The 11,775-nt window shown below is 53.0% G+C and carries 13 protein-coding genes and 1 tRNA gene; 3 read left to right on the forward strand and 11 right to left on the reverse strand.

The genetic code is table 11. The features are described 5' to 3' along the window. Positions 1 to 58: 58 nt before the first annotated feature. The 10 genes from FEE96_RS09370 to FEE96_RS09415 all read right to left on the reverse strand — a co-directional run bounded on the left by FEE96_RS09370 (position 59) and on the right by FEE96_RS09415 (position 7,243). Positions 59 to 523, reverse strand: coding sequence for a PTS sugar transporter subunit IIA (locus FEE96_RS09370; RefSeq protein ID WP_138162772.1), 465 nt, complete (start codon positions 521 to 523; stop codon positions 59 to 61). 50 nt (positions 524 to 573) lie between these two features. Next, complete coding sequence (hpf, locus tag FEE96_RS09375) at positions 574 to 1,137, reverse strand: ribosome hibernation-promoting factor, HPF/YfiA family (protein ID WP_138162773.1); 564 nt, start codon at positions 1,135 to 1,137, stop codon at positions 574 to 576. Between the two features lie 276 nt (positions 1,138 to 1,413). Next, positions 1,414 to 2,172 carry an LPS export ABC transporter ATP-binding protein gene (lptB, locus tag FEE96_RS09380; RefSeq protein ID WP_138162774.1) on the reverse strand — a complete coding sequence of 253 codons (759 nt, stop codon included), beginning with the start codon at positions 2,170 to 2,172 and terminating at the stop codon, positions 1,414 to 1,416. Further along, positions 2,172 to 2,666: an LptA/OstA family protein gene (locus tag FEE96_RS09385; RefSeq protein ID WP_138162775.1), complete on the reverse strand. Its 495-nt coding sequence runs from the start codon at positions 2,664 to 2,666 to the stop codon at positions 2,172 to 2,174. The genes lptB and FEE96_RS09385 overlap by 1 nt, the downstream gene beginning before the upstream one ends. A gap of 3 nt (positions 2,667 to 2,669) precedes the next feature. Beyond that, positions 2,670 to 3,269, reverse strand: coding sequence for an LPS export ABC transporter periplasmic protein LptC (lptC, locus tag FEE96_RS09390; protein ID WP_138162776.1), 600 nt, complete (start codon positions 3,267 to 3,269; stop codon positions 2,670 to 2,672). Positions 3,270 to 3,287: 18 nt separating this feature from the next. Then, positions 3,288 to 4,247 carry a KpsF/GutQ family sugar-phosphate isomerase gene (locus tag FEE96_RS09395; protein WP_138162777.1) on the reverse strand — a complete coding sequence of 320 codons (960 nt, stop codon included), beginning with the start codon at positions 4,245 to 4,247 and terminating at the stop codon, positions 3,288 to 3,290. Next, the gene (locus FEE96_RS09400) at positions 4,244 to 4,858 is read right to left on the reverse strand and encodes a ribonuclease D (protein WP_138162778.1); all 615 of its coding nucleotides are present in this window, start codon (positions 4,856 to 4,858) and stop codon (positions 4,244 to 4,246) included. Before FEE96_RS09400 ends, FEE96_RS09395 begins: the two co-directional genes overlap by 4 nt. A gap of 141 nt (positions 4,859 to 4,999) precedes the next feature. Next, entirely contained in the window at positions 5,000 to 6,499 is a 1,500-nt protein-coding gene (locus FEE96_RS09405) for an alanine/glycine:cation symporter family protein (protein ID WP_138162779.1), read from the reverse strand. A 52-nt stretch (positions 6,500 to 6,551) separates the two neighbouring features. After that, the gene (locus tag FEE96_RS09410) at positions 6,552 to 6,989 is read right to left on the reverse strand and encodes a universal stress protein (protein ID WP_138162780.1); all 438 of its coding nucleotides are present in this window, start codon (positions 6,987 to 6,989) and stop codon (positions 6,552 to 6,554) included. 167 nt (positions 6,990 to 7,156) lie between these two features. After that, positions 7,157 to 7,243 (reverse strand) — tRNA-Leu (locus FEE96_RS09415). Positions 7,244 to 7,454: 211 nt separating this feature from the next. Between FEE96_RS09415 and FEE96_RS09420 the strand changes: the two genes are divergently transcribed. Together FEE96_RS09420 and FEE96_RS09425 are read left to right on the forward strand one after the other, a co-directional pair. After that, positions 7,455 to 8,441, forward strand: a complete 987-nt coding sequence (locus FEE96_RS09420) for a complex I NDUFA9 subunit family protein (RefSeq protein ID WP_138162781.1) — start codon at positions 7,455 to 7,457, stop codon at positions 8,439 to 8,441. A 175-nt stretch (positions 8,442 to 8,616) separates the two neighbouring features. Then, positions 8,617 to 9,261, forward strand: coding sequence for an NAD(P)-dependent oxidoreductase (locus tag FEE96_RS09425; protein ID WP_138162782.1), 645 nt, complete (start codon positions 8,617 to 8,619; stop codon positions 9,259 to 9,261). Positions 9,262 to 9,285: 24 nt separating this feature from the next. On the opposite strand, the gene FEE96_RS09430 is transcribed toward FEE96_RS09425, so the two are convergent. Further along, positions 9,286 to 10,092 (reverse strand): undecaprenyl-diphosphate phosphatase, encoded by an 807-nt coding sequence (locus FEE96_RS09430; RefSeq protein ID WP_138162783.1) that lies wholly within the window; start codon positions 10,090 to 10,092, stop codon positions 9,286 to 9,288. Positions 10,093 to 10,332: 240 nt separating this feature from the next. On the opposite strand from FEE96_RS09430, the gene FEE96_RS09435 reads away from it, so the two are divergent. Beyond that, positions 10,333 to 11,772: an NAD(P)-dependent oxidoreductase gene (locus FEE96_RS09435; RefSeq protein ID WP_138162784.1), complete on the forward strand. Its 1,440-nt coding sequence runs from the start codon at positions 10,333 to 10,335 to the stop codon at positions 11,770 to 11,772. The last annotated feature ends 3 nt before the right edge of the window (positions 11,773 to 11,775 follow it).

Raw genomic sequence — 11,775 nt, forward strand, 5'->3', positions numbered from 1 at the left:
ATTCTGAATTAGGTCTGGGACAGCAACCAAATCTCAGCGATCATCCGGGCTTGGGGGGCTAGGCTGCCTGAACCGATTGGCTTTCGGTAAGAATAGTATAGAGCGTTGCAGCATCGGGGTTAGCGCGTAGTTTCGTACAAAAACTTTGCTCGCGCAGGGTGCGCGATACTAAGGCCAGTGCCTTCAGGTGCTCAACACCCGCGTCTTCGGGGGCCAAAAGTGAAAACGCGATGTCTACAGGTTGGCGGTCAACTGAGCCAAAATCGAGTGGTTTTTCCAAAATCACAAAAACGCCGATGACTTCTTCGACGCCACTGATCCTGGCGTGGGGCAGGGCAACACCATGCCCAACCCCAGTTGGGCCGAGGCTCTCACGGTCAAGCAAGGCCTCGACAGTGGCCAGAGCTTGCAGGGAATAGGCCGAGTTGGCCACATCCGCGATTTCCTGAAACAGCCGTTTCTTGCTAGAGGCCGAACTAATGACTCGGACTGCCTCTGGCTTGAGGATGTTGGAAAGTTGCATTTCCCTGTGCTCCACTTGGGTGCCCTGAAGGGCACCTAGAGTTCTAATAGTTACGGATCAATCCAGCCGATATTGCCGTCGTCCCGTCGATAGACCACATTCAGCCCATCTTGTCCTTCTTGCCGGAAGATCAGCACCGGGGCGCCCGCCAGTTCCATCTGCATTACAGCCTCTCCAACCGACAAGGAAGGAATTTTTGTCTCTAGCTCAGCCACGATGATGGGTTGTAGCGAAGACGGTTCATCCTCGGTATGTGCATCTTCTGAAGCGAGGATATAAGAGCTGGCAGCTGAAAGTTCAACAGGCACGCTTCGGTCACGGTGATGGTCTTTGAGGCGGCGCTTGTACCGGCGTAGCTGCTTCTCCATTTTTTCGCAGCAGCTGTCAAAGGCGGCATAGATCTCAGTTTCGTGCGCCTTGGCCTGGGCGGTCAGTCCAGTCGAAAGATGCACGGTGGTTTCGCACACATATTCATGCGCCGAACGGGAAAAGACGACGGTGGCGTCGGTAGGTCGCTGTGCATACTTTGCCACGGCCTCGCCAAGTTCGGTCTGCACATGAGTTTGCAGGGCCGAGCCAATGTCGATCTGTTTTCCGCTGATTTGGTAACGCATGTGATCTCCTTCACGTATGGACATCCAAAGCTCCAGCCGGACCGGGTCCGGAAGGTTCACTCAGCTTAGGATGGGGGGAAATAGGCTGATCTTCTGGTTGCATCCAACCGGTCCTTGTTTCCAAGGTCAGGTCGAGAATTGCATCAAGCTGATCTATTGCCATAGGTCAATTCGATGCCAAGAAAGAGGGAGAGTCAATGGCAAACCTGACAACAACATTAAGGAGCATTACCCAATTTGGCGGGAATTGGCCGAAAGGTGGTAACGTATCGCAGGTTAGGAAATACGGAAATTGTCGCCCAAGTAGACGCGGCGAACGTTTTCATTTTCAACCACTTCTTCGGGTGTGCCAGACATGAGCACTTGCCCGTCGTGCAAAATATAGGCGCGATCTACAATTTCCAAAGTTTCTCGCACGTTGTGATCGGTAATTAACACACCGATGCCGCGTTTCTTCAAATCAGAGACCAAATGGCGGATGTCTCCAACTGAAATTGGATCGACACCAGCAAAGGGTTCGTCCAACAACAGGTACTTAGGTTCAGCAGCAAGACAGCGCGCGATTTCGACCCGGCGTCTTTCTCCCCCGGACAAAGCGAGCGCGGGGGCACGACGCAGATGTTCAATCGAGAAATCCGACAACAATTCTTCTAACCGCTCGCGACGCTTGTGGGCGTGTGGAACTGCGATGTCGAGCACGGCCGAGATATTATCCTCAACTGACAAACCTCGAAAAATTGACATTTCCTGAGGTAAATAGCCAATACCTAGTCGCGCCCGGCGGTACATAGGGAGCGTAGTGACGTTCTGGCCGTCGATTGTCACCGTACCTGCTTCTGGAAATACGAGGCCAGCGATAGAGTAAAAGCTGGTGGTTTTGCCGGATCCATTAGGGCCAAGCAGGGCCACGACTTCCCCTCTATCCAGGGTCATGGTGACATCGCGAATTACCACCTTCTTCTTGTAGGACTTGCGTAGCTTGTCGATCTTTAGACCTGACGAACCTGGCGTAACGGTAAGAGCCGGTTTCGCCATCAGTTGTTGCCGTCGGGGTTGAGGATGGTTTTGACGCGGCCTGACATCTGGGCGGTACCAGAATTCAAGTTTACTACCATCTGACTGGAGGCAAGGGTGCTATTTCCCTGACTGAGCAATACATTACCGTTCATCACAATGGTGCCGCTGTCGATGGTATATTCAGCACGTTCGGCTTCTGCGGCGTCGGGGCCGTTGACGAGAATGACGTTGCCAGTAGCTTCAAGACGGTCAATACCCTTTTGCTCAGGCTTGTAGATCACCAGAACGTTGTCTGCAGATAGCCTCATCACACCCTGTATCACCAAAACGCTACCTAGAAATTGCGCCGAACCGTCGACCTGGTTGACCTCAAGTGTGTCGGAGGTGACTTCGACTGGAAGCGATGGATCCGCCTTGATCGTGCCAAAGGCAATCGAGGTAGATTGGGCCGTCGCCAGGCCCGAAATGAGGGCCAGCGGCAGGCAGAAGATCAGGGTACGGAAATATGACACAAGTTATCTTTCTGATTTTTGAGGATCGTATACCAGTTTTACCCCGTTATTGAATAGCATTTGCAGCGGGCCACCTTGAGTTTTTGTTTCCAGTTGCATGCTGCCAGCGTTTAGTACCCCTATTGGGCCTGTTGCCGTCACAGGACCAGGGCTGTTGGCAGATATACCGCTGAGGGTTGCGTTCAGTAGGTCAGTTGTTACCTCAAGACCCGAAGTAGAAGTGATTGCAACATCGCCGGAAAAGCTTGCGATATCCTTGTCAAGATACACTTCTCCGCTGTTTGAAGTCAGCGTAAGGCGGCCTCCATCTGCCATTTTGATGACTGCTTGCAAATCAGTAGCCACTGCCGGGGAAGCAAGCCCGCCTGGTCGGGCGATGCTTGCAGTGACGGTGATTTCGTCTCCTTGGGCAGTGGTGCCAGAAAAAAATGGCGCAGTAACTTGCTGGCCGCGCATGCGCTCTTCGATTTCATGTTCGGCAAAGGGAATGGTTGCGTCAGTGTCCACTCCGCGTGAAATCAAGAACAGGGTGGACAAAAGAACCAGTGCCGTAAGCGGTAATAGCACCTTAAGAAATGCCACCATGCGGGAGTAGCGATCCATATTCAGTGCCCTCTAGCCCTAGCCCAGGCCTGCGCGAAGGCAGTCGTGGATGTGCAGTAAGCCTTCGGCTTTTTGACCGTTGTCTGGGTTTACCACAAACAAACAGGTGATATGGCGCTGATTCATAATGGCAACCGCCTCTTCAGCCAATGCGCCGGGTGCAATTGTAGTAGGATCTTTAGTCATAACGTCGGTGGCATTTAGCGACAGAAGCCCATCCATATGACGGCGGAGGTCACCATCTGTGATAATCCCCAGTAATTGCCCGTCATCCGCGGTTACACCAACCACGCCAAAGCCTTTTTGACTGATTTCAATCAGGGTGTCTGACATTGGTGCGTTTGGAGAAACCGTGGGCAGTGCTGTATCGCTATGCATCAAATCACTAACTTTGGACAAGCGAGCACCCAGCTTCCCTCCGGGATGGAAATCGCGGAAGTTTTCGGGGGTGAATTCCCTATGCTCCATAAGAGCGACAGCGAGCGCATCACCCAAGGCAAGTGTCATGGTGGTAGAGGTTGTGGGTACAATGCCGGAACCACAAGCTTCGGGCGCTTGTGGCAAAACCAGTGCTACGTCTGCTTGCTTCAAAAGAGTCGAGCTCGCTCGGCTAGCTACCCCAATCAGCGGAATGCCAAAGCGACGGGTATGGGCCACCATGTCGGCTAGTTCCGGCGTTTCCCCAGAATTGGACAGCATTAGGGCAACGTCGCCCTTGGCCATCATACCAAGATCCCCGTGACTGGCCTCGGCTGGGTGTACAAAATGCGCTGGAGTACCGGTTGAGGCCAAAGTGGCTGCGATCTTGCGGGCAATGTGTCCGGATTTCCCCATGCCAGAAATGATCACCCGGCCGGTGGCGTTCAAGAGGGTAGCAACGGCACGGTCAAAGCTGTCGTCCAATCCGTCGGCCAGCTGTTGAAGAGCCTGTGATTCGATGTTGATGACGCGGCGGGCTATGTTCTGAAAATTGCTCATGAGTGGGCAAAAATATCGGTTTCGGGCCAGCCAGCCAGATCAAGTTTGGCGCGCATCGGTAGGAAATCAAAACAGGCCTGGGCCATTTCGGTGCGGCCTTCGCGGGCCAAGCGTTTGTTTAACTCTTCGCGGAGGCGGTGCAGGTGCAACACATCTGAGGCGGCGTAATCGAGCTGTGCTTTGGTCAGTTTGGGAGCCCCCCAGTCGCTCATCTGTTGTTGTTTTGAAATATCAACGCCTATCAATTCTTGAGTCAGATTCTTTAGCCCATGACGGTCTGTATAGGTACGGATCAGGCGGCTGGCGATTTTGGTGCAGTAGACCGGTGCCGTCAGAGCACCAAAAGCGTTGAACATCGCTGCGATGTCGAAGCGGCCAAAATGAAATAGTTTCAGGACCTTGGGATCCTCCAGCATCCGACACAGGTTCGGTGCCTCAGTTTGGTCCTTAGAGACTTGGATCATGTGCGCGTTGCCGTCGCCGCCGGACATCTGGACAACACACAACCGGTCGCGGTGAGGGTTTAATCCCATGGTCTCGCAATCAATGGCAACGATCGGGCCAAGGTCAAGCCCATCGGGGAGGTCGTTTTGATACAGATGATTGGCCAAGGGATGCAGTCCTGATCATTATTTGAAACTGATGCAGGAGATAGGCCTTTTACATCCTCAACTCAATGGGGAGGGGGAAGAGGTTGGAATTTGGGCGCCCCGGCGCCAAATCAACGCCGGGGGCTATAGTATCTTTGCCTATTAGGCGAACTTGCGGATTTCGCCAGTTTCTAATTTGGCCTTGTAGGCTTCCATTTCCGCCCGAACGATTGGGGCGAGGAAGTACAGACCCAGGATGTTCGGTACACAGATCAGGAAGACCAACGCATCTGAAATATCCAGGATTGGACCCAGCTTTACAATGCAACCAAGGGCCACAAAGGCACAGAAGATCACCTTGTATACGGTCTGGCCCATCTGACCTTCGCCAAACAAGTAGGTCCAGCCTTTGAGCCCGTAGTAAGACCAGGAAATCATCGTCGAGAAGGCAAACAGCAGCGCTGCAAAGGCAAGCGGGACTGGGAACCAGCTCATGTGGCGCTCAAACGCGGCTGACGTCATTGCTACGCCTGTTGCGTCGCCCGCAAAGTTGGGATCAGCAACCTGACTTGTGCCGATCACCAGTGCGGTAATAGTGCAAATAACGATGGTATCGATAAAGGGCTCTAGCAGCGACACATAGCCTTCGGTCACCGGCTCTTTTGTCCGGACAGCAGCGTGCGCAATCGAAGCCGAACCAATACCGGCCTCGTTTGAGAATACTGCCCGCTGGAAACCAATGATCAAAGCGCCAAGTGCACCACCTGCTACACCCTCACCTGTGAAGGCTCCGGTAAAGATGTTGCTGATTGCCATAGGAAGGGATGAGAAGTTCAGTAAGATCACGATGATGGCGAAGAAGCAGTAAAAGATGGCCATGAATGGCACAACTTTTTCAGTGACGCGTGCGATGGATTTGATGCCACCGATGATTACTGCGAAAACCACACCAGCTAGGATTAGGCCAACAAGCCACCCGTAACCGTCCAGTGCACCACCAGCTACGGTGTTCAGCTGAACATAAGCTTGGTTCGACTGGAACATGTTGCCGATGCCGAGTGCGCCGATGAAGATACCAACAGCATAAAATGTACCCATGAATTTGCCAAACCCTGGCATGCCGCGCTCTTCAAATCCTTTGCGCAGGTAGTACATTGGTCCTCCCGAGACAGACCCGTCTGGATTTTCGGTGCGGTACTTTACCCCTAGTGTACATTCTACAAATTTGGTGGACATACCCAGAAAGCCGGCCACGATCAGCCAGAAGGTGGCGCCCGCGCCGCCTATGGTAACAGCAATGGCAACGCCACCAATGTTACCAATACCAACGGTACCGGAGACGGCAGTCGCTAGGGCCTGGAAGTGGGATACTTCGCCCGAGCTGTTTGGGTCAGCATAGTCGCCACGAACCAGTTCGATCGCGTGTTTGAACCCGCGCAAATTGATGAAGCCCATGTAGATGGTAAAGAACACTGCGCCAATGACCAGCCACAGCACCACTAAGGGCAACTGAGCACCAGCTACGGAGATTTTGAAGAAAACAACAGTGCCTACGAATTGGGCGATGGGGGCGGTGAAAGCATTGATCGATTCGTCTATTCCTGCCTGTGCCTGACTGGCAAAGGCGAGGGTTGCCAGAAGGGCAATGATAATTCGGTTCATCCCGAACTCCTCGAATTTCGATGAAGGATTATTGTGTTGGCGAAACTGCAACCTATGGGACAACCATAACCGGCACTGGCGCGGTCTGAATCAGGTTGCCTGCAACAGACCCGAAAATCAGTGATTTAAGGCCGGATTGTCCTCGTCTGCCAATTACAATCTGAGCGGCACTTGTTTCTTTGGCTACCGCGATCAAGGTTTCCGTGGGATTGCCATGTCGCACAATGCTGTCAACGACGATTCCCCCGTCGGTCAGGTAGCTAAGCGCTGGGCCAATCACTGAATCATGAGCCTTGGCGATTTCACTTTCACGCCGGGAATGGCGTTCTGCGTTTTCTTCTGGTGTGTTGAACGAATAGGGGGACCATTCGATCACATAGGCAACAACCACTTTGGCGCCACCCAATTCAGCGCGGCGACGGGTGTGAGCTAACGCTCGTTCCGCACCGGTGCTGCCATCAATTGCGAGTAATATTACGTTTTCGGACATTAATAACTTCTCCCTGTCAGAGGTCGATGGGGAAGCATGGGGTAATCACATGTAGAAACATCGGGCCAGTTTTGTGTAAAAATCAGTCCAGTTTAGCAACTTTTTGAAATCAAACAGATTAAGCGACGCTAAAATTACTTCTAGGGCTGCAACTATGAGGGGTGTTTTGGTGCCCAGAAGAGGACTCGAACCTCCACGACCTTGCGGTCACTGGCACCTGAAGCCAGCGCGTCTACCAATTCCGCCATCTGGGCACGGATGTAGTGTGGCGCGTATAGGTCGAGTCGCTGGGGGCGTCAAATGGATTTTTCCATTTTTTCCGTCGATCATCGACAGGGCGAGCAACTTCTGATCCAGAGTGTGAGGAAAACCGGGTGTTTGACATCAATCCACGGTGTTTTGCGCCTTGTTTGCAGGGGCGTGGGGCGGTAGATCGGTTCAACAGCTAAAGTTAGGAGCCAAAAGATGTCCAAACTGGTCACGATCTATGGTGGATCTGGTTTTGTCGGTCGTTACATTGCGCGCCGAATGGCCAAAGAAGGTTGGCGCGTTCGGGTGGCGGTTCGCCGTCCTAACGAAGCCATGCACGTAAAGCCTTACGGTGTTCCGGGGCAGGTCGAGCCAATATTCTGCAATATTCGCGACGATGCTTCAGTTGCGGCGGTTATGACTGGCTCCGACGCGGTGGTGAACTGCGTGGGTGTTCTGAATGAGCTGGGCAAGAATACGTTTGACGCCGTCCATGCAGAAGGTGCGGGCAGGATTGCTCGGATCGCTGCGGAACAAGGTGTCGCCAATATGGTGCATGTGTCAGCGATCGGTGCCGATGCTGATGCGCCTAGCGCATATGGTCGAACCAAAGCAGCAGGTGAAGCGGCTGTTCTGAAGCACATGCCAAATGCGATGGTGCTACGTCCGTCGGTTGTATTTGGTACCGAAGACAACTTCTTTAACCGCTTTGCGGGCATGACTCGACTGGGCCCAGTATTGCCGATTGCCAGTGGTAAGACGCTGTTTCAGCCTGTGTTTGCAGATGATGTAGCTAAAGCAGCAGTCAAAGGTCTGTTGGGCGAAGCAGCAGGTGGTGTCTACGAACTGGGTGGTCCCGAGGTGAAGAGTTTCAGCGCATTGATGCAAGATATGCTGTCAGTGGTGCACCGTCGTCGTTTGGTGGTTTCATTGCCGGGCTTCGTTGCTTGGCCGATGGCTTTTGGCTTTGACATGATGCAGGCTGCCAGTTTCCAACTTATTTCTAACGGCGTGCTGACCCGCGACCAGTTGCGTGGTTTGAAGCGCGATAATGTGGTCGCTGAAGGTGCCATGGGGTTTGCCGATTTGGATCTGCAACCGGTGACATTGGGTTCGGTATTGCCAGACTATCTATGGAAGTTCCGCCCGGCGGGTCAGTATGATGCGATTACCGGATCTGCTCGCAATCTGCGTCACGACTGATAAAACAAAAAATTTGAATTTCGATTGGGCGTAGGGGGGACTCTGCGCCCTTTTTGTTTGAAAGAGTTTAGTGTGAAATTTTATCTTGACGTCAAGATATTTGGAAGATATCTCGACGTCAAGACAGTTGAGCTCAGGTTGAGCCAGCTTGGCAATAAGAGAGAGGATAATAGCTATGAAAGTACTTATTTTGGGCGCTACAGGCGATGTAGGGCGTGAAGCGGTGCGGGAAGCGCTTTTGCGCGGTTATCAAGTGACCGGCTGTGCGCGTGGGTTTGCAGGAGCGGATGAAAGTAAACCAAACCTTGAGCATGTGTTGTTGGATGTGTTGGCGGAACCAGAACGGTTAGAAGAGTTGTTTCAAACGCACGATGCAGTGATCTCTGCTTTGCGGCCACCAAGCGGCCGCGAAGAGCTCCTGGTTGCTCTAACACAGCAGGTATTGATTGCGGCGAAGGTCACCGGCACTCCGGTATATATCACTGGCGGTGCAGCGCTGCTGAAGCTTGGGGATGGTACGGATCACACTGTAGTCTCAGCACCAGGTTTTCTACCGCAAAGTGTTCGTCCGATCGCAGAGGCATGTGTGGCGCAGGATGCATTGCTGGAAACTGAAAAGGATGCGAACTGGATCTGCCTGCGACCGTCACCAATGTTGATACCTGAGGTTCGAACCGGACGTTATGCGCTTGGACGAGATGAAGTGGTCCGACAGGCGGATGGGCAATCCCGGATATCAATCGCAGATTTTTCTGTGGCAATGCTGGATTTAGTTGGCTTGCACCCTGCGCCTCATCAACGACTGACTGCGGGATGGTAATGTAGCTTTGCGGTGATCTGGTGGTTAGCTGCTGTAGGCAACCACCAGAAGAACCAAGCCAAGAAGTATTCGGTAAATTACATAGGGGGTAAAGCTGACGCTACGCAGCAGCCTCATCATCAAGCTGAGCGCAAGTAGCGCTGACAACATTGAAAGCAGGGCTACAATTCCCGCGTCTCGAATCACGGCTGTATTGGCTTCGATCGCCATTCCGCTCCCCAACAGGACGCCGGAAGCGACAATTACCGGGATAGACATCAGCATTGAAATCCGGGCCCCGTCGGTGCGGTTGTATCCTAGTTGTCTTGCGCCGGTGATGGTTATCCCGGAGCGTGAGGTGCCGGGTATCAATGCCAACATTTGCCAAAGGCCCATGAGAAGAGCGTCTTTTGGCCCCCAATCGCTGGCGTCCTTAGATGTGCTCCCCTTTTGGTCGGCGATATACAGAACGACCCCAAAGCCCAGCATGGTCCAGCCAATCACTGCTATTGAACGCAGAGCGTCGCTCAGCCCAGTGAAGTGAAGTATGGCGCCAAAAATGACGGTCGGAATTGTCGCGATCACCAGTCCCAGCGCCAACTTGGATCCAGGTGTATCTGCGCGTCCACGCATCAAGTGTGGTAATCCCAGCAAGCCGATGCGCACGTCACTCCAGAAGTAGATCACCACTGCGGTCAGAGTGCCAATGTGGGCTGCTACGTCGATTAGCTGCCCCTGGTCTTCAAGGCCAGTAAGGCCGGGAAGCAATATAAGGTGCCCAGACGAGGAAACGGGTAGAAATTCGGTAATACCTTGAATGAGTGCCACTAGGACCAATTGAAATATGGGCATTAAAACCAGATACTCGTTGTTTTGTTGAAGAAGTACTTGCCGCTCCAATGTGTATAAGTGTCTTGTTTCAAATGAAAGTCCTTGATTTAGGTCCGGATAGAAGCCTAAAATCCCTGTACATCCTTTCAAATTCAGGTAATGGATCATAAGTGCAGACCATAAAGGTCAGCAATAATGACCTTTTATTCACCGTGCTCTGATCTACAAAATCGCAGCCAGCCAAATCAGGGAGTCTGACCCGTGGCCAAGCAACCGATGCTCAAATTCGTGCAAATCGAACGCGATATGCCTGAGAAACGCGCAGCCGAGGTGCGTAAGGAAGATTTCGACGAGATCTATGCTGAATATGCCGCGACCAAGGCAGCAGAGCAGTCCAGCCGTTGCAGTCAATGTGGCGTACCCTATTGCCAAAGTCACTGCCCGCTACACAACAATATCCCAGACTGGTTGCAGCTGACCGCCACTGGCCGTCTGGAAGAGGCGTACCAGGTCAGCCAGGCTACAAACACTTTCCCTGAGATTTGCGGTCGCATCTGTCCACAAGACCGCCTTTGCGAAGGCAACTGTGTGATTGAGCAGTCAGGTCATGGCACTGTGACTATCGGCACAGTCGAAAAATACATCACAGATACGGCATGGGACAAAGGCTGGGTGAAACCTGCTTCTCCGGCGGTCGAGCGCTCCGAAAGTGTTGGAATTATCGGCGCTGGGCCTGGTGGTCTGGCAGCTGCTGACATGCTGCGGCAGGCAGGGGTGCAGGTCACCGTATATGACCGCTCTGACCGGGCAGGCGGGCTGCTGATGTATGGCATCCCGGGGTTCAAGCTGGAAAAAGATGTTGTTCAGCGCCGCAATGATTTGTTGGCTGACGGAGGCGTCAAGTTTGAGCTGAATTGTGCTATTGGAGAAGACATCTCCTTTGATGACCTCCGCGCCAAACACGACGCGGTGATTATCGCGACTGGTGTCTACAAATCACGTGATTTAGCAGGGCCGGGCAGTGGAGCTAAAGGGATCGAAAAAGCGATCGATTTCCTGACGGTTTCAAACAAAAAGAGTTTTGGTGACGATGTGGCCGCGTTCACCAGCGGGCAGATGAATGCCGAAGGTAAGCGTGTGGTTGTGATCGGTGGCGGTGATACCGCGATGGATTGCGTGCGGACCTCTATTCGTCAAGGTGCGACATCGGTGAAATGCCTGTATCGTCGCGACCGTGCTAATATGCCGGGTTCGCAACGCGAGACACAGAACGCCGAAGAAGAAGGCGTAAACTTTGAATGGTTGTCAGCGCCCAAAGGGTTCACCGATTACAACGGAAAAGTCTCTGGGGTGATGGTACAGAAAATGCGTTTGGGTCAGCCAGATGCTTCGGGTCGTCAAGCACCAGAAGTGATCGAAGGTGCTGACTACGTTGAAGAGGCCGATTTGGTGATCGAAGCGTTGGGTTTTGAGCCGGAAGACTTGCCAACCCTGTGGAACCAGCCAGAGCTACCAGTAACCCGCTGGGGCACAATCAAAGCCGCCTTTACCACCGGAGCAACTGATCTGGACGGTGTTTATGCCGTAGGTGACATCGTGCGTGGTGCCAGCCTCGTGGTTTGGGCCATCAAAGACGGCCGTGATTGTGCTGAGGCTATCATCCGTAAGTTAAATGCAGAGGCAGTTGTTGCAGCGGAATAGAAG

The organism is Parasedimentitalea maritima (genome assembly GCF_005771405.1).
Classification (GTDB): domain Bacteria; phylum Pseudomonadota; class Alphaproteobacteria; order Rhodobacterales; family Rhodobacteraceae; genus Parasedimentitalea; species Parasedimentitalea maritima.